Source organism: Auraticoccus monumenti, assembly GCF_900101785.1.
Classification (GTDB): domain Bacteria; phylum Actinomycetota; class Actinomycetes; order Propionibacteriales; family Propionibacteriaceae; genus Auraticoccus; species Auraticoccus monumenti.
Map to the genome: position 1 here is coordinate 4,345,910 of NZ_LT629688.1, position 17,236 is coordinate 4,363,145.

The window sequence follows — 17,236 nt, forward strand, 5'->3', positions numbered from 1 at the left end:
GTCAGGCCGAGGGGGCGATCTTGCCGCTCGCCTCGTAGGCGTCCATCATCGCGATCCGGCGGGCGTGGCGGTCGTCGCCGGAGAAGGGGGTGTCCAGGAAGGTGCGGACGATCTCCCAGGCCTCGTCCTCGGTGTGCATGCGGCCCCCCACCGAGACCACGTTCGCGTTGTTGTGCTGGCGGGCGAGGGAGGCCAGCTCGGGCTTCCAGGCCAGGGCGGCACGCACCCCGGTGACCTTGTTGGCCGCCATCTGCTCACCGTTGCCGGACCCCCCGAGCACGATGCCGAGGGAGCCGGGGTCCGCCACCACCGCCTGCGCGCAGGGGATGATCAGGTCGGGGTAGTCGTCGTCGGGGTCGAGCTCGGTGGCCCCGTGGTCGACGACCTCGTGGCCGGCCTCCGCCAGACGGGCGCGCAGGTGCTCCTTCAGCTCGAAGGCCGCGTGGTCGGTGGCGATGTGGACGCGCATGGCTGCAGTCTGGCAGGCCGGGCCGTTCGGCCGCACTCGGTACCGTCGAGGCCATGCTGACCCGCCGGACCCTGCTCGGCGGGGCCGCGGCCGGGGCCGGCGCAGTGGTCCTGACCGGCTGCGGGGTGGGGGCCCAGGGGCCGGTCTCGCGGGAGCGCCCCACCTGCGTGGCCCGCGGCGAGCTGTCCCGGCTGGAGACGCTCGGCCCGGCGGCGCTGGTCTACGAGGAGTCCGGCCGGCGGCAGTCCTTCGCGCTGGAGCCCGCCTTCGCCGAGCAGCTGCGGGCCTGGCTGACGTGGTGGGGCGAGCACTCCCCCGACGGCACCCCCGACGAGCTGTGGAGCTTCGGCACCTGGATCGACGGCCGCGGCGACTGCGGCTCCTGGCACCACGCCGGCCGCGCCCTCGACGTCACCAGCCTGCGCCGCGACGGGGAGATCTTGCACCCCGGGAGGATCGACCGGGTCGAGGCGCTGCCCGCCGGGGAGCAGGCGACGGCCCGGCGGCGGTACTGGCAGCTGGTCGCGGGGTTGTCGCTGCACTTCGCCGACGTCCTCAGCCACCTCTTCGACGACGCCCACCGCAACCACGTCCACGTCGACAACGGCCGCTCCGGGTCGGGGCCGGCGGTGTTCACCGGCCGCTCCCGGATCCAGACCCTCAACGTGCAGGCGGTCTGCCGGGAGGTGTGGCAGGTCCCCTGCGAGCTGAGCGGCGACTGGGACCGCGCGACCCGGGAGGCCGTGGCGGCGGTGCTGGACCCGCTCGGCCTCCCCGCCGACCTCCGCGAGGAGCCGTCCTGGCGCGCCTTCTGCACCGCCAGCGTCGAGCGCGGGGACTGAGCACGGGTTCCCCCGCGCGCGGCGTCGATCGTGCACCGAACTCCGTGCACAGCTGACGCCGCTGTCCACAGGTGACCGCCTCCCGGGGCTCGAGACGCCCACCGCTCCGATGGTGTGCTCGTGAGATCCCGCCACGACCCTCCCGATGCCCTCCTCTTCCTCGCGTCCCTGCAGGGCGGTGTGCTGACCCCGGAACAGCTGCAGGGGCACGGCCTCAGCCGACGCCCGGTCGACCGGCTGGTCAGCCAGCGGCACTGGTCGCGACCCGTGCGCGGCATCGTCTGCACCTCCGGCCAGGCGTCGTGGCTGGGCATGGCCTGGGCCGGCGTCCTGCTCGGCCCCGAGGGGTCACGTGTCGGCGGGCAGGCGGGGCTGCACCTGCACGGGCTCAGCGGGGAACCCGAGCAGATCGACGTCTGGACGCCCCGCGGTCGCCGGCTCCGGGTGGAGGGCCCCTACCGGTTTCGCGAGGAAGGTCCCGCGACCCACTCGGGGCGCACCTTCGGCAGCCCGCCGCACCTCGGGGTCGAGGACTGCGTGCTCGACCTCGCCGCTGAGCTCGACCAGGAGGACTTCCTCGCCCTGGTCATCGACGCGGTCCAGCGGCGTCGGACCACACCGTCACGGCTGTGCAGTGCGCTGGCGTGCCGACCACGGGCGCGGCACCGGGCCCTGCTCGAGGCGGTGCTGGGCGACGTCCGCGCGGGGGTGGAGTCACCGCTCGAACGGGCCTACCTGCACCGGGTGGAACGAGCCCACGGCCTCCCCCGCGGGCGTCGCCAGGTCCGTCGCGGGGGCTACCGCCGCGACGTGGTGCACGAGGAGCTCGGTCTGGTGGTCGAGCTGGACAGCCAGTGGCACGCCGGTCTGGCGCGGTTCGTCGACATGGACCGGGACAACACGGCCATGCTCGGCGGGCTCGTCACGCTGCGCTACGGCTGGGTGCACGTGGCCGGGGCAGCCTGCCGGACGGCCGCCCAGGTCGCCCAGGTGATGAGGGCTCGCGGGTGGTCCGGGACCCCGACGCGCTGCCGCAGCTGCGTGGCCGTGCCGGACGGTGACCTCTGGGCCGCCTGAGCGGACGACAGCGGCGTCACTCCTGCACCGATGTCGGTGCACGGGTGACGCCGCCGTCTCGCTGGAGGGCGAGGTCGATCAGTCGAAGATCGGCCCGACGTCGCGGGTCCGCTTGAGCTCGAAGAAGCCCGGGTAGGCGGTGACCTTCTCGAAGCCGTCGAAGAGCTGACCGGCCTCCTCGCCCTTGGGGGCCGGGGAGATGACGGGGCCGAACAGCGACTTGCCGTTGACCCGGACCACCGGGGTGCCCACCTCCGAGCCGACCGGGTCCATGCCCTCGTGGTGGGAGGCGCGCAGCCGGTCGTCGGCGGCGTCGGTCTCGCCCAGGTCGGCGAGCTCGGCGGGCAGGCCCACCTGGCCGAGCGCCTGCTCGATGGTGGCCCGGTCGTTGCGCTGCCCGCCCGGGTGGATCAGGGTGCCGACGGCCGTGTAGTACTCGCGCAGCGCGTCCGAGCCGTGCTGGTCCTCGATCCCGATGCAGACCCGGACGTTCGCCCAGGCGCCCGCCAGCATCTGCCGGTAGGACTCCGGGATGTCCTTGCCCTCGTTGAGGACGGCGAGGCTCATCACGTGGAACGTGGTGCGGACGGGCCGCACCTTCTCGACCTCGAGCATCCAGCGCGAGGTCATCCACGCCCACGGGCACTGCGGGTCGAACCAGAAGTCGACCTTCTTCACTTCGGTGTCAGCCATGGTCCGCAGCCTAGGAGAAGGGTGGTGACCTCGACGCCGGGGGTTCCGAAGGGTCCTCATGTAACGTCTCGACGACGCTGCGGTCGGTTCCGCCGCGTGCAGGACCACAGATGGAGGCGGACTCAGTGTTTCCCGACAACCTCACCCGTGACGAGGCGGCCCACCGGTCGAGCCTCGTCAGCACCGACTCCTACCAGGTCCTGGTGGACCTCTCGGGACGGGACCACTGGGGTGAGGCGCTCAGCGAGCCCGACCAGGTCTTCACCACCACCTCCACGGTGCGTTTCACCTCCCAGGCCGGCAGCACGCACATCGACGCCATCGCCGAGCGGATCGAGTCCGCCACCCTGGACGGCCGCGCCGTCGACACCGCCCTGTTCGCCGACTCGCGGCTGCCGCTGGAGCTGACCGAGGGCGACCACGAGCTCACCGTCGTGGCGCTGCACCGCTACAGCCGCTCCGGGCTCGGGCTGCACCGCTTCGTGGACCCCGCCGACGGGCTGGTGTACCTCTACACCCAGTTCGAGGTGTCGGAGGCCCGGCGGATGTACGCCTGCTTCGAGCAGCCCGACCTGAAGGCCACCTTCGAGCTGTCGGTGATCGCCCCCTCGGACTGGACCGTGGTGTCCAACGCCCCCGCGGCGCAGCCCGAGCGGCTGGACGACGCCCTCTCCCGCTGGGACTTCACCCCCACGCTGCGGATCTCCACCTACATCACCGCCCTCGTCGCCGGTCACTACCACCGCGTCGTCGACACCTACTCCGGCCCGCACGGGGACGTCCCGCTGTCCCTGCTGTGCCGCCGCTCGGTGGTGCCGCACCTGGACACCGAGCGGCTGCTGTCGGTCACCCGCGCCGGGTTCGGGGTGTTCGAGGAGCACTTCGGGACGCCGTACCCCTTCGGCACCTACGACCAGGCGTTCGTGCCGGAGTACAACATGGGCGCGATGGAGAACGCGGGCTGCGTGACCCTGCGCGACGAGTACCTGTTCCGCTCCCGCGTCACCCAGGCCGCGCACACCTCGCGCGACAACACGATCCTGCACGAGCTGGCCCACATGTGGTTCGGCGACCTGGTCACCATGACCTGGTGGGACGACCTGTGGCTGAACGAGTCCTTCGCCGAGTGGGCAAGCCACTTCGCCCAGGCCGAGATCAGCGACCCGGTCACCCCGTGGGCCACCTTCTGCAACAGCCGCAAGACGTGGGCCTACCGCCAGGACCAGCTCCCCTCCACCCACCCGATCGCCGCCGACATGGTCGACCTCGAGGCGGTCGAGCTCAACTTCGACGGCATCACCTACGCCAAGGGCGCCTCCGCGCTGCGGCAGCTGGTGGCCTTCGTCGGGCTGGAGCAGTTCCTCACGGGGGTCCGCGCCTACTTCGCCGAGCACGCCTTCGGCAGCACCCGGCTGGCCGACCTGCTCTCGGCGCTGACCGAGGCCTCGGGCCGCGACCTGTCGGACTGGTCGGCGCAGTGGCTGGAGACGTCGGGGGTCAACACCCTCTCCCCCCGCTTCGAGACCGACGACGAGGGCCGTTTCACCTCCTTCGCCGTGGCGCAGGACGCGCCGGAGCAGTGGCCGACGCTGCGCAGCCACCGGATGGCGATCGGCCTCTACGACCTCGACGGGGACCGCCTCACCCGCACCACCCGTCTCGAGGTGGACGTGGTCGGCGCCCTCACCGAGGTGCCGGAGCTGGTCGGACGTCTCCAGCCGGACCTGGTCCTGCTCAACGACGACGACCTCACCTACGCCAAGGTGCGGCTGGACCCCCGCTCGCAGCAGACGCTGGTCGAGCACGTCCACCACCTGGAGAGCCCGCTGGCCCGGGCGGTCTGCTGGGGCGCGGCCTGGGACATGTGCCGTGACGCCGAGCTGGTGGCCGACGACTACGTCGAGCTGGTGCTGCGCGGGGTGGGCGTCGAGTCCGACCTGGCCGCCGTGCAGCGCACGCTGGGCCAGGCCCAGGCCGCGGTCGACCTGTACGCGCCGCGGTCCTCCCGCGACAGCCTGTCCCGGCGCCTCACCGCCGGGCTGGCCACCCTGCTGGTCGGCGCCGAGCCCGGCTCGGACCACCAGCTGTCCCTGGCCCAGGCGCTGGCCCGCTCGGTGCGCACCGAGGTCGGGGCGGAGCTGCTGGCCGGCTGGCTGGAGGGCGAGGAGGTGCCGGAGGGCCTGGTGGTCGACACCGACCTGCGCTGGCTGCTGCTCACCCACCTGTGCCGGCTCGGTCACGCCGGGGAGACCGCGATCACCGCCGAGCTGCACCGCGACAACACCATCGCCGGTGCGGAGAAGGCCGCCGGGGCCCGCGCGGCACGTCCGGACGTCGAGGCCAAGGAGGCCGCCTGGGTCCTGGCCGTGGACGACCCGGACGTCCCCAACGAGACCCAGCACCAGATCTGCACCCGGTTCTGGCAGGTCGGCCAGGAGGAGCTCACCACCCCCTACGTCGACCGCTACCTGCAGGCGGTCGAGGACATCTCCGCCTCCCGCGGGGTGTGGGCGAGCAAGGGGCTGCCGCTGCAGAACAACGTGCTGGAGCACCTGTTCCCGATGACGGTGGCCGACGAGGACCTGGTGCAGCGGGTCGAGGCCTGGATGGGCGAGCGCCAGCTCAGCGATCCCGTCCGCCGCGTGGTCGGCGAGCGGCTGGACGACGCCCGGCGCGCGCTGCGCTGCCGGCGGGCGGCCTAGGCGGTCTGAGCCGGTGGGCACCGTCACGGTCGGCGACGTCGTGGACGTCGTCGAGCGGCACTACCCACCAGCCACCGCCGAGCCCTGGGACGCCGTCGGCCTCGCGGTCGGCGAGCGCTCGGCCCCGGTCGACCGGGTGCTGCTCACGGTCGACGTGGTGCCGGAGGTGCTGACCGAGGCCCGCGAGCGAGGGGCCCAGCTGGTGGTGGCCCACCACCCGTTGCTGCTCCGCGGGCTGACGTCGGTGGTGGCCGAGGAGCCGAAGGGCCGGCTGGTGCTGGCCGCGGCCCGGGACCGGGTGGCCGTGCTGACCGCCCACACCAACGCCGACGTCGCCGTGGACGGGGTCTCCCAGGCGCTGGCCGACGCCCTCGGTCTGGTGGGGTGCCGCCCGCTGGTGCCGCACGGCGACGACCCGGTCACGGGCACCGGGCGGGTGGGCCGGCTGCCCGAGCCGATGACCGCCGCCGAGCTGGTCGAGCACGTGGCCGCCCGGGTCCCCGCGACCGCCACCGGGGTCCGGCTGGCCGGCGACCCCGCGCGGCGGATCAGCACCGTGGCCCTGGTCGGTGGCGCCGGGGACGGCTACCTGGACGCCGCCCGGGCCAGCGGGGCCGACGCCTACCTCACCTCGGACCTGCGCCACCACCCGGTGAGCGAGTTCCTGCAGCACGAGGGGGCGCCGGTCCTGCTCGACGTGGCCCACGCCGCAGCCGAGGCCACCTGGCTGCCGGTGCTGGCCCGCGTCCTCGCCGACGGGCTCGGACCCGACGGCCCGGAGGTCCTCCTCTCCGACGTCCGCACCGACCCCTGGACGCTCCGCTCCGGCGCACGCTGACCCGAGCCGGAGCGCGCGTCACGCCGGAGCACCTCTGACGTCACGGGTGGGTCGGCACCAGGCCCGCACCGTGGCCCGTCCCCCGTCGGGCAGATCTCGCGCGCCCCGTGCTCACCCCCGCTTCCGGGCGGTCAGGAGGAGGTACTCCCACTCCATCCGCCCGTCGCCGAGGTCGTGGCGGCGAGCCAGCTCGGCCAGCTCGTCGTCCAGCGCCCGGACCCGCGCCGGGTCATCGGCGATCGCCCGGTAGACGGCGATGGTCGGCCCGTAGCGGGCCTTGAAGAAGTCCCGGAACTCCTCCGCCGTGCCGAAGCGGTCGACGGTCAGCGGCTCGCGTCGGGCCTCGACCTCGGCGACGCGGTCCCCGAGCAGCGCCCGCACGTGGTCCTCGCGCCCCCACAGGGGTGGGGGCTGAGCACCTGCCGGCGGTGGCGGGGCGTAGGGCTTCATCGTCGAGAACATCTGGCCGATGAACCCCTCCGGCGTCCAGCTGAGCAGCCCGATCGTGCCGCCCGGGCGGACCACGCGGACGAGCTCGTCGGCGCTCGTCTGGTGGTGCGGGGCGAACATGACACCGACGCAGGAGATCACCGCGTCGAAGACGTCCTCGCCGAAGGGCAACGCCTCGGCGTCGGCCTCACGCCAGTCCAACGACAGACCGAGGGCCTCGGCCCGGGCCCGGCCGGACTCCAGCAGCTCCGGGGTCAGGTCGGAGGCGACGACCGCGGCACCCGCACGCGCGGCGGGGATCGAGGCGTTACCGGAGCCGGCCGCGACGTCCAGGACCCGGTCGCCGGCCCGGAGCCCGCAGGCACCGACCAGGGTCGGACCGAGCGCCGCGATGAGGTCGGTGGCGACCGACGGGTAGTCGCCCAGTGCCCACATCGCACGGTGCCTGGCCTTGAGGTCGGGGGTGGTGACTGCGTGCTCGGTCATGGAGGTCTCCCTGGTAGCTGGTCCTCCCAGGGTCGTCCCGGTGGGGTCGGCGTACCAGTGCCAGATGTGAACCGTCGGCGGTTCAGGATCTGTACCGGACGTCCCCACCTGCTCCCGGTACGCCTCCTCGCGGTCCGGCGGTGCCCGCACCCGGAGGCGACCCCGCACCTCTAGCCGGAGGGGCACCACAGGTGTCTACTGGGCGCAGAGGGCTCCTTGACCGGGAGGAGGCGCGCCCATGTCGTCCTACGGACAGTTCTGTCCCGTCGCCAAGGCGATGGAGCTGCTGGACGAGCGCTGGACGATGCTCGTGGTGCGCGAGCTGCTCGCCGGCAGCACGCACTTCAACGACCTGCGCCGCGGCAACCCCCGGATGTCGCCGGCGCTGCTCTCCAAGCGCCTGCGGACCCTGGAGCGCGCCGGCCTGGTGCGTCGCAGCACCGACACCGGCCGCAGCTGCTACACCCTGACGCCCTGCGGCGAGGAGCTCCGCGGCATCGTGGAGGGACTCGGGGCCTGGGGCGTGCGGTGGATCGGCCAGCTCGGCGAGCAGGATCTCGACCCGCACCTGCTGCTGTGGGACGTGCGTCGCACGATCCCGGTGTCGGCCTGGCCGCGCGGCCGCACCGTGGTCGCCTTCGAGTTCGACGACGTCACGCCGCGCGCGGCCCGGTGGTGGCTCTGCGTCACCGGCGACGAGGTCGACGTCTGCGACGTCGACCCGGGCTTCGGGGTGGCCGCGACCGTCCGCACCAGCCTGCGCACCCTCACCGAGGTCTGGCGTGGGGACCGATCCTGGTCCCAGGCGCTGACGGCCGACCTGGTCACCATCGAGGGAACGGCCTCCGTGACCCGTGAGCTCCCGACCCTGCTGGGCCAGATGCCGATCGCCGCCGTCGACCGCCCGGCCTGAGCCGAGGAGGGTGGGTCAGCGCTCGATGGCGGGGCGGGACGTCTCCCCGGTGACGAGCTCGCGGTACTGCTCCTCGGTCTCCAGGCCCCAGATGCTCAGCGGGTGCTCGATCTCCGGACCGGTCTCACCGCGTCCACGACGGGCCAGCCGTGACACGACGCCGGCGAACCAGATCAGCAGGATGGTCGCCCCGGGCAGGCCGAGGTAGAGGAGGAGAGCCGTCAGCAGCGACGGGTCGTCGACCGTCGGCCACCCCGGCAGCGTCCTCAGGGGTACTAACATGCTGGTCAGTCCGCTCACGACCCCCACCGTAGTGCACGCCTGTCGTCGCACGTCCCGAGGAGCCCAGTGCCGCGAACCCCCGACCCGGTCTCGAGCCGCGTGGTGCTCGACGCCGCCGAGATGAGCCGCGCGCTGACCCGGATGGCCCACCAGGTGCTGGAGGCCAACCACGGCGCCCGCGAGCTGATGGTGCTGGGCATCCCCACCCGCGGCGTCCCGCTGGCGCACCGGCTGGCCGCCCTGATGGCCGAGGTCGAGGGCCACCCCGTGCCCACCGGCCAGCTCGACGTCACCATGTACCGCGACGACCTGCGCAGCCAGCCCACCCGACCGGTCGGGCGCACCGTCCTGCCGGGCGAGGTGGACGGGGCCGTGGTCGTGCTGGTCGACGACGTCCTCTACTCCGGACGCACCGTGGTGGCCGCCCTGGACGCGCTGTCCGACCTCGGCCGACCCAGCGCCACCCGGCTGGCGGTGCTGGTGGACCGCGGTCACCGGCAGGTGCCGATCCGGGCCGACCACGTCGGCAAGAACCTCCCCACCGCCAGCCACGAGAGGGTGCACGTGCGCCTGCAGGAGACCGACGGCACCGACGAGGTCACCATCACCAGGGGCGAGCGGTGAACCGCCACCTGCTCTCCGCCGCCGACCTCAGCGTCGCCGACGTCGCCAGCATCCTCGACCTGGCCGAGGAGATGTCGCTGGTGCAGAGCCGGCCGGTGAAGAAGCTCCCGGCGCTGCGCGGACGGACCATCGTCAACCTGTTCTTCGAGGACTCCACCCGGACCCGCTCCTCCTTCGAGCTGGCCGGCAAGTGGCTCTCGGCCGACGTCATCAACATCTCCGCCAAGGGCTCCTCGGTCTCCAAGGGCGAGTCCCTGCGCGACACCGTGCTCACCGTGGCCGCGATGGGGGTGGACGCCATGGTGATCCGCCACATGGCCTCCGGCGCACCGCTGCAGGCCTCGCAGTGGGTGGACGCCCACGTCGTGAACGCCGGCGACGGCACCCACGAGCACCCGACCCAGGCCCTGCTCGACGCGTTCTCGATGCGCCGCCACTTCCTCGGCCAGGACCCCGACTTCGACTGGGCCGACAAGACGGTGGCCGTGGTCGGGGACCTGACCCACTCCCGGGTGGCCCGCAGCAACGTGCTGCTGCTGCAGACCCTGGGCGCGCGGGTGGTGCTGGTGGCCCCGCCGACCCTGCTGCCCTCCGGCGTGGACAGCTGGCCGGCGGAGGTGAGCACCGACCTCGACGAGGTGGTGGGTGCGGCCGACGTGCTGATGATGCTGCGGGTGCAGCGGGAGCGGATGTCGGGCGGCTACTTCCCCACCCCGCGGGAGTACACCGTCGGCTACGGCCTGACCCGCGACCGGCTGGCCCGGATGCAGCCCGGCGCCGGCATCTGCCACCCCGGCCCGATGAACCGCGGTCTGGAGATCTCCGCCGACGCCGCCGACAGCGCGTCCTCGCTGGTGCTGGACCAGGTGGCCGCCGGCGTCGCGGTGCGGATGAGCGTGCTCTACCACCTGCTCGGCGGCAGCGACGAGGACGGCTCCCGCTCCGCGGCACCTGCCCCGGCGCGGACCGCGACCCCCGAGCCGGCCGCCGCTGCGACCGGTCCCTCGTACCCAGGAGACGCCCCGTGAGCCACCCGACGCTCCTCATCACCGGCGCCCGGCTGGCCGACGGAGAGGTCCGCGACCTGCTGCTGGAGGGTGGCCGGCTGGCCGACCCGGCCGGGGCGCCCGCCGACGTCACCACCCTCGACGCGGACGGGCTGATGGCCCTGCCCGGTCTGGTCGACCTGCACACGCACCTGCGCGAGCCCGGCCGCGAGGACGCCGAGACCGTCCGCAGCGGCACCCTGGCCGCAGCCCGCGGCGGCTACACCGCGGTGCTGGCCATGGCCAACACGAACCCGGTCACCGACACCGCCGAGGCGGCCGAGCACGTGGCCGCCCTGGGACGGCGCGACGGCTCGGCGCAGGTCGTGCCCGTCGGCGCGGTCACCAAGGGGCTGGCCGGTGAGCAGCTGGCCGAGCTCGGGCTGATGCACCGGTCGGCGGCGGAGGTGCGCGTCTTCTCCGACGACGGGCACTGCGTGCACGACTCCCGGCTGATGCGTCGCGCGCTGGAGTACGTCCGCGCCTTCGACGGCGTCATCGCCCAGCACGCCCAGGACCCGCGGCTGGCCGGTCCGGACGCCTGCTGCCACGAGGGTGAGGTGTCCGGACGCCTGGGCCTCGGCGGCTGGCCCGCGGTGGCGGAGTCCACGATCGTGGCCCGGGACGTCCAGCTGGCCCGGCTGACCCGCTCCCGGCTGCACGTCTGCCACGTCTCCACCGCGGAGAGCGTCGAGGTGCTGCGCTGGGCCAAGGCCCAGGGCGTCGCGGTCACCGCGGAGGTGACGCCGCACCACCTGCTGCTGACCACCGACGCCGTGCTGGGCTACGACCCGACGTACAAGGTGAACCCGCCGCTGCGCCCGGACGAGCACGTCCAGGCGCTGCGCCAGGCGCTGGCCGACGGCACCATCGACGCGGTGGGCACCGACCACGCCCCGCACGCCCGCCACGACAAGGAGCACGCCTTCGCCGACGCCGCCTTCGGCATGGTCGGGCTGGAGTCGGCCCTGGGGGTCGTGGTCGAGGCGATGGTGCAGACGGGTCTGCTGGGCTGGGGCGACCTGGTCGCCCGGATGTCCAGCACCCCGGCCCGGATCGCCGGGCTCGCCGACCAGGGACGTCCGCTGGCCGTGGGCGAGCCCGCCAACGTGGTGCTGGTCGACCCCACCCGCCGCAGCACGGTGGACGCGGCGGACACGCTGTCGCTGTCGCGCAACAACCCCTACTCCGGGCTGACCCTGCCCGACCCGGTCGAGGCGACCTTCTGGCAGGGCCGCTGCACCTACCGCCGCTGACCCGTCCCCGCCCGAGCTCGTCCCGGGCGGGTGGACGGGTCACGACGACCCGACAGCTCAGGCCAGCGAGGCCTCGAGCGAGATCGGCACGGCCGACAGCGCCTGGGACACCGGGCAGCCGGCCTTGGCCTCCTCGGCGGCGGCCACGAACTGCTCCTCGCTCAGCCCCTCGACGGTGCCCACCACGCGGAGCACGATCTGGGTGATGCCGGTGCCGGGCACGAAGGTGACCTCGGCGCTGGTCTCCAGCGTGGTGGGGGCGTTGCCGGCCTTGGCCAGCCCGTTGGACAGCGCCATCGAGAAGCAGGAGGAGTGCGCGGCCGCGATCAGCTCCTCGGGGCTGGTCCTGCCGTTCGCCTCCTCGGCGCGCGAGGGCCAGCTGACGTCGAAGGTGCCGACGCCGGAGGACTGCAGCTCGACACGGCCCGAGCCCTCGAACAGCGAGCCCTGCCAGGTGGTGTGCGCGGTGCGGGTGGTTGCCATGGTTCTCCCATCGGTGCTCGGTCGCGTCTCGACCGACCGCAGTCATCCAAGCACCCGGCGGTGACACCCACTAGCGTGGTCGTCGGCCAGCAGCGGGACCACGAGAGGACGAGGACGTCATGAAGATCGGGATCGTCGGAGCAGGACAGTTCGCCGGGAGCTTCGCCTCGCTGTGGCAGCTGCACCCTGACGTCACATCCGTGCAGATCACCGACCTGATCCCGGAGCGGGCCGAGGCGATGGCCTCCCGCTACGGCCTGGCGGGCACGCTGCCCGACGCCGACGCGGTGGTCGACTCCGACGTGGACGCGGTCGCGGTGTTCACCCAGCGCTGGCTGCACGCGCCGCTGGTGCTGCAGGCGCTGGCCGCCGGCAAGCACGTCTACTCCGCGGTGCCGATGGCCTACACCGCCGACGAGGTGGCCGCGGTCGTCGCGGAGGTGGAGCGGACCGGGCTGGTGTACATGCTCGGTGAGACCTCCTACTACAACCCGGCCGTGGTGCACGCCCGCCGCCAGCTGGCCGACGGCGCCTTCGGCCGGCTGTTCTACGCCGAGGGCGACTACGTGCACGACATGGACAACGGCTTCTACGCCGCCTACCAGTTCAGCGGCGGCGAGGACTGGAAGCCCACCGCCAGCTACCCGCCGATGCAGTACCCGACCCACGCCGTCGGCGGGGTGCTGGGCGCCTGGCCGACCCACGCCACCGGCGTCAGCTGCATCGGGATCCCCGACGACCGCGGCGACGGGGTCTTCGACCGCGAGGTGTCGCTGTTCGGCAACGACTGGTCGAACATGTCCGCGCACTTCCAGCTGGCCGACGGCGGCGTGATGCGCATCAACGAGTTCCGCCGGGTCGGGCACCCCTCGCACGTGCACGAGTCCCGGTTCCGCTTCTACGGCACCGACGGCGTCCTCGAGCAGCACTCCGCGGCCGCGACCTGGAGCGACCGCCAGGAGCTGGTCGACATCAGCCCGCTGTTCCGCACCGGCACCGAGCACGTGCCGGCTGCGGAGCGGGAGGGCATCGACCCGGCCCTGCTGCACAGCTTCATGTCCGGCACCGCCCCCGTGCAGGACCGCGCCGGTCTCCCGGCCGAGTTCGAGGGCGCCAAGAACGGCCACGAGGGCTCCCACCACTTCCTGGCCGACGACTTCGTCCGCGCGGTCACCCGGCGCACCCAGCCGCCGGTGAACGCCTGGCTGGCCGCCCGGTTCAACCTGCCCGGCATCGCGGCGATGGAGTCCGCCCGCCGGGGTGGTGAGCGGGTGGACGTCCCCGACCACGGCGACGGCCCCGAGATCGACTGGTCGGCCTTCCGCCTGTAGCCCCCTGCCGACGCCCGGGTCCGTGCAGGCCGGAGAGCGCGTCGGGAGCCGCGTCGTACCGGCCGTGGTGGGTGGGGTGGTGCCCGGGAGGCAGAATGGGGGGCGATGACTGAGACGAGCTACTACGACGCGGTCGGCGGCCACGAGACCTTCGTGCAGCTGGCCCGGGTGTTCTACGAGCAGGTGGCCGAGGACCCCGAGATGCGGCCGATGTACCCCGACGCCGACCTGGCTGAGGCCGAGGTGCGGCTGCGGATGTTCCTCGAGCAGTACTGGGGCGGCCCGACCACCTACCACGAGCAGCGCGGTCACCCGCGGCTGCGGATGCGCCACGCGCCCTTCGACGTCACGCCGCGGATGCGCGACCACTGGGTGGCGCACATGCGCGTCGCGGTGGACTCCCTGCAGCTGTCCCCGGAGCTGGAGGAGCCGCTGTGGGACTACCTCACCCGCGCGGCGACCTTCATGATCAACCGGCCCGACGAGGAGCCCCCGGCTCACCGCCAGAACCTCTTCTTGACCGATTCAGACTGACGGTCGAGACTGGGTTCCCGTGACTGTCGACGAGCCCACCACGACCACCGGCCAGCCGTTCCCCGCCCCGGCCACCACCGACGACCCGACCTGGTGGCGCAGCGCGGTGGTCTACCAGATCTACCCGCGCTCCTTCGCCGACGCCGACTCCGACGGCACCGGTGACGTCGCGGGCATGATCGAGAAGCTGCCCTACCTGCACCAGCTCGGCGTGGACGCGGTCTGGGTCTCCCCCTGGTACCCCTCCCCGCTGGCCGACGGCGGCTACGACGTGGCCGACTACACCGACATCTCCCCGGACTTCGGCACCCTGGACCAGGCCGACGAGTTCGTCGCCCGGGCCCACGCGCTGGGGATCCGGGTGCTGATCGACCTGGTCCCGAACCACTGCTCCGACGCCCACCCGATGTTCCAGGCCGCGCTGGCCGCCGGCCCCGGCAGCCCCGAGCGCGACCTCTTCGTCTTCCGCGACGGGCGCGGTGAGGACGGCTCGGAGCCCCCCACCAACTGGCTCGCGGTCTTCGGCGGCAGCGCCTGGGAGCGCGTCACCGAGCCCGACGGCACCCCCGGCCAGTGGTACCTGCACCTCTTCGCGCCCGAGCAGCCGGACTGGAACTGGGACAACCCGAAGGTCTTCGCCTTCTTCGAGTCCGTCATCCGCTTCTGGTTCGACCGCGGCATCGACGGCTTCCGGATCGACGTGGCCGACTCGATGAAGGTCGACCCCACGTTCCCCGACATGCCCGTCGACCCGGCCACCGGTCTGGCCACCCGGGAGAAGTACGTCGGCTCGCCCATCTTCGACCGCCACGACATCGGTGAGATCCACGCCCACTGGCGCTCCATCGCCGACGAGTACCAGGCCAAGGGGATGGGCACCAAGACGTTCGTCTCCGAGGCCTACCTGACCCCGGCCAGCCGGCTGGTCCAGTACGTCCGCCCCGGCCACCTGCAGACCACCTTCAACTTCGACGCCCTGCTCTGCGAGTGGGGCGCGGCGTCGCAGCGCAACGTGATCGACCTGACCATCGCCGCCCACGCCGAGGTCGGTGCACCGCCCACCTGGGTGCTGGCCAACCACGACGTGCCCCGCGTGGTCACCCGCTACGGCCGCCCGCGCAGCGGCATGCGATTCACCCCCGAGGGCGTCCACCCCGACGACCTGATGCTGTCCTGGAACGACCTCGTCGGGACGCCGATCGACCTCGAGCTGGGTCGCCGCCGGGCCCGCGCGGCGGCGCTGCTGGAGCTGGCGCTGCCCGGCGGTGCCTACGTCTACCAGGGCGACGAGCTCGCTCTGGAGGAGGTCGAGGACCTGCCCGAGGAGGCGCTGCAGGACCCGGTCTGGTTGCGCTCGGAGCACACCGTCCGCGGCCGTGACGGATGCCGCGTGCCGATCCCCTGGTCCGGGGACCGCCCGCCCTACGGCTTCGGCACCGCCACCCCGTGGCTCCCCCAGCCCAGCCACTGGGGCCCGCTGACCGCCCAGGCCCAGGACGGCGTCCCCGGCAGCCACCTCGAGCTGTACCGGGCGGCCCTCGGCGTCCGCGGCCAGCACCCGGCCCTCGGCGACGGCACCCTGCGCTGGGTGGACAGCGGCCCCGAGGTGCTCCACTTCTCCCGCGGCCAGGGGTTCGAGTGCCTGGTCAACTTCGGCGAGGCCCCGGTCGAGCTGCCGGCCGGCGCCCAGGTGCTGGTGGCCTCCGGCGACGTCACCAGCGGCGTCCTGGACACCGACACCGCGGTCTGGCTGCAGGTCTGACCCACTGCCACCTCGGCGTGTGCACTTCTGCTGCGTCGTCGCCGCCGACGTGCACACGCTGAGCGCGCGGGCGCGGCACGGGGCGGGCTAGAGCTCGGCGGCGTAGGCCGTGACGGAGCGCTGGTAGCGGGGCAGGTGCGGGACGAGCCCCTCCAGGGCGACCCGCAGCGCCTGGTCCGGACGTCCGGAGGCGTGCAGCGCCAGGGCCAGGAACGCCTCACGGGCCGAGCCCACCGACGGGTGCGGCGTCATCGCCTCCAGCAGCGCCACCGCCTCCTCGACCTGGCCCAGGTTGCGCAGCGTCGAGGCGTGCTGGATGGTCAGCCGGGCTGTCCGCTCCTGGTCCAGCCCCAGGGACAGCGCCCGCTCGTACTGCTCGGCCGCCTCCTGCTCCCGGCCCACCGAGTCGTACATGCCGCCGAGCTCGAACGGCCCTCGGGCGTCGTCCTCGTCCAGCTCGGCGACCAGGGACCGCATCGCCGCGGTGCTGGCCTCGGCGTCGTCGAGGTCGGCCTCCTGCCACAGCGCGTCGACCCGCTGCTGCCAGTCGTCCACCAGGGGCTCCCCGTCCGTCGGGCTCACCTCCGCCGCCAGGGCTCGAGCGCGGCCCGCAGGCTGTCCGGCACCGGCACCGGGCGCCCGGCGGCGTCGGCGCAGACGCTGACCGTGCGGGACTCGGCGAACACCGTGCCGTCCAGGGGGTCCTGCACCCGGGCGGCCAGGGTCATCGAGGAGCGTCCGAGCTCGGCCACCGCGGTGCGGACCTCGTAGGACTCGGTGCGGTAGCCCAGCTGGGCGCGGTAGTCCACGTCCTGACGCACCACCAGCCAGGTCCGCTCAGCCACCCCGGCCTGCTCACCCAGCTGGGAGAGCAGCCGCAGCCGGCCCTCCTGGACGTAGTCGTAGAAGCGGACGTTGTTGGCGTGCCCGTAGGAGTCCAGGTCCGACCAGCGCACCCGCAGCGGGACGCCCATCCCGTCCTGGTCGCCGAAGCGGACCCGCGGGACGTCGCGCAGCGGCTCGGCGGGCACGGCGCGGTCGGCCAGGAAGGCGCGCTGCTCCGGCGTCAGCCGCACCACCCGGCCCTCGGCCAGGTCGTAGGGGGTGAGCACGGTCCGGGCCCGCACCGCCGGCGCCTCCGGGTCACCGACGACGTAGCCCAGGGTGAACCGGGCGCCGCCGACCTCGTGCACGTCGAGGCGAACCTCGAGCGGCTCCGGCGTCCACACCAGCGGGCGCAGGTACTCCACCTGGTGGGCCACCACCAGCACCCCGCGGCCGGGACCGGCCGGGCCGGCGCCGCCGAGCATCCCCCCGACCTCGGAGCGGGTCAGGAAGTCGACCCGCGCCTCCTGCAGGTAGTCGACGTAGACGCCGTTGTTCAGGTGGGCCTGCGCGTCCATGTCGCCCCAGCGCAGGGGGCAGCGGAACAGGTGCGTCATCGGGCG

General features: G+C 73.4%; 18 protein-coding genes. 11 read left to right on the forward strand and 7 right to left on the reverse strand.

Annotated features, from left to right (window positions below; translation table 11 throughout):
• Position 1: 1 nt before the first annotated feature.
• The gene (locus tag BLT52_RS20095; RefSeq protein ID WP_090595979.1) at positions 2–469 is read right to left on the reverse strand and encodes a ribose-5-phosphate isomerase; all 468 of its coding nucleotides are present in this window, start codon (positions 467–469) and stop codon (positions 2–4) included.
• A gap of 53 nt (positions 470–522) precedes the next feature.
• Here BLT52_RS20095 and BLT52_RS20100 point away from each other — a divergent pair, with 53 nt between their 5' ends.
• Together BLT52_RS20100 and BLT52_RS20105 are read left to right on the forward strand one after the other, a co-directional pair.
• Positions 523–1,311 (forward strand): hypothetical protein, encoded by a 789-nt coding sequence (locus tag BLT52_RS20100; RefSeq protein WP_090595980.1) that lies wholly within the window; start codon positions 523–525, stop codon positions 1,309–1,311.
• A gap of 120 nt (positions 1,312–1,431) precedes the next feature.
• Entirely contained in the window at positions 1,432–2,388 is a 957-nt protein-coding gene (locus BLT52_RS20105) for a type IV toxin-antitoxin system AbiEi family antitoxin domain-containing protein (protein ID WP_157677266.1), read from the forward strand.
• Positions 2,389–2,466: 78 nt separating this feature from the next.
• Here the strand turns inward: BLT52_RS20105 and BLT52_RS20110 are convergent, their stop codons facing one another.
• A complete protein-coding gene (locus tag BLT52_RS20110; RefSeq protein ID WP_090595984.1) occupies positions 2,467–3,081 on the reverse strand; it encodes a DsbA family protein in 615 nt (204 codons plus the stop codon).
• A 110-nt stretch (positions 3,082–3,191) separates the two neighbouring features.
• Here BLT52_RS20110 and pepN point away from each other — a divergent pair, with 110 nt between their 5' ends.
• Positions 3,192–5,783: an aminopeptidase N gene (pepN, locus tag BLT52_RS20115; RefSeq protein WP_090595985.1), complete on the forward strand. Its 2,592-nt coding sequence runs from the start codon at positions 3,192–3,194 to the stop codon at positions 5,781–5,783.
• A gap of 13 nt (positions 5,784–5,796) precedes the next feature.
• Positions 5,797–6,621, forward strand: coding sequence for a Nif3-like dinuclear metal center hexameric protein (locus tag BLT52_RS20120; RefSeq protein WP_090595987.1), 825 nt, complete (start codon positions 5,797–5,799; stop codon positions 6,619–6,621).
• Between the two features lie 111 nt (positions 6,622–6,732).
• On the opposite strand, the gene BLT52_RS20125 is transcribed toward BLT52_RS20120, so the two are convergent.
• Complete coding sequence (locus BLT52_RS20125) at positions 6,733–7,557, reverse strand: class I SAM-dependent methyltransferase (protein ID WP_090595989.1); 825 nt, start codon at positions 7,555–7,557, stop codon at positions 6,733–6,735.
• A 238-nt stretch (positions 7,558–7,795) separates the two neighbouring features.
• Here BLT52_RS20125 and BLT52_RS20130 point away from each other — a divergent pair, with 238 nt between their 5' ends.
• The gene (locus BLT52_RS20130; protein WP_090595990.1) at positions 7,796–8,470 is read left to right on the forward strand and encodes a winged helix-turn-helix transcriptional regulator; all 675 of its coding nucleotides are present in this window, start codon (positions 7,796–7,798) and stop codon (positions 8,468–8,470) included.
• 15 nt (positions 8,471–8,485) lie between these two features.
• Here the strand turns inward: BLT52_RS20130 and BLT52_RS20135 are convergent, their stop codons facing one another.
• On the reverse strand, positions 8,486–8,752 hold the full coding sequence (locus tag BLT52_RS20135) for a hypothetical protein (protein WP_157677268.1): 267 nt from the start codon (positions 8,750–8,752) through the stop codon (positions 8,486–8,488).
• Between the two features lie 66 nt (positions 8,753–8,818).
• Here BLT52_RS20135 and pyrR point away from each other — a divergent pair, with 66 nt between their 5' ends.
• The 3 genes from pyrR to BLT52_RS20150 are packed head-to-tail and all read left to right on the forward strand — an operon-like array spanning position 8,819 to position 11,678.
• Complete coding sequence (pyrR, locus tag BLT52_RS20140; RefSeq protein ID WP_269457576.1) at positions 8,819–9,376, forward strand: bifunctional pyr operon transcriptional regulator/uracil phosphoribosyltransferase PyrR; 558 nt, start codon at positions 8,819–8,821, stop codon at positions 9,374–9,376.
• Positions 9,373–10,404 (forward strand): aspartate carbamoyltransferase catalytic subunit, encoded by a 1,032-nt coding sequence (locus tag BLT52_RS20145; RefSeq protein WP_090595993.1) that lies wholly within the window; start codon positions 9,373–9,375, stop codon positions 10,402–10,404. The genes pyrR and BLT52_RS20145 overlap by 4 nt, the downstream gene beginning before the upstream one ends.
• Positions 10,401–11,678 (forward strand): dihydroorotase, encoded by a 1,278-nt coding sequence (locus BLT52_RS20150; protein WP_090595995.1) that lies wholly within the window; start codon positions 10,401–10,403, stop codon positions 11,676–11,678. The genes BLT52_RS20145 and BLT52_RS20150 overlap by 4 nt, the downstream gene beginning before the upstream one ends.
• Positions 11,679–11,735: 57 nt before the next feature.
• Here the strand turns inward: BLT52_RS20150 and BLT52_RS20155 are convergent, their stop codons facing one another.
• Complete coding sequence (locus tag BLT52_RS20155) at positions 11,736–12,161, reverse strand: OsmC family peroxiredoxin (RefSeq protein ID WP_090595996.1); 426 nt, start codon at positions 12,159–12,161, stop codon at positions 11,736–11,738.
• Positions 12,162–12,280: 119 nt separating this feature from the next.
• On the opposite strand from BLT52_RS20155, the gene BLT52_RS20160 reads away from it, so the two are divergent.
• The 3 genes from BLT52_RS20160 to BLT52_RS20170 all read left to right on the forward strand — a co-directional run bounded on the left by BLT52_RS20160 (position 12,281) and on the right by BLT52_RS20170 (position 15,788).
• The gene (locus tag BLT52_RS20160; RefSeq protein ID WP_090595998.1) at positions 12,281–13,492 is read left to right on the forward strand and encodes a Gfo/Idh/MocA family protein; all 1,212 of its coding nucleotides are present in this window, start codon (positions 12,281–12,283) and stop codon (positions 13,490–13,492) included.
• Positions 13,493–13,597: 105 nt separating this feature from the next.
• Complete coding sequence (locus tag BLT52_RS20165; protein WP_090595999.1) at positions 13,598–14,026, forward strand: globin; 429 nt, start codon at positions 13,598–13,600, stop codon at positions 14,024–14,026.
• A gap of 19 nt (positions 14,027–14,045) precedes the next feature.
• Positions 14,046–15,788 (forward strand): glycoside hydrolase family 13 protein, encoded by a 1,743-nt coding sequence (locus BLT52_RS20170; protein ID WP_407922612.1) that lies wholly within the window; start codon positions 14,046–14,048, stop codon positions 15,786–15,788.
• An 87-nt stretch (positions 15,789–15,875) separates the two neighbouring features.
• On the opposite strand, the gene BLT52_RS20175 is transcribed toward BLT52_RS20170, so the two are convergent.
• On the reverse strand, positions 15,876–16,370 hold the full coding sequence (locus BLT52_RS20175; protein ID WP_197679125.1) for a tetratricopeptide repeat protein: 495 nt from the start codon (positions 16,368–16,370) through the stop codon (positions 15,876–15,878).
• Positions 16,367–17,230: an acyl-CoA thioesterase gene (locus tag BLT52_RS20180; protein ID WP_090596000.1), complete on the reverse strand. Its 864-nt coding sequence runs from the start codon at positions 17,228–17,230 to the stop codon at positions 16,367–16,369. Before BLT52_RS20180 ends, BLT52_RS20175 begins: the two co-directional genes overlap by 4 nt.
• Positions 17,231–17,236: the final 6 nt, after the last annotated feature.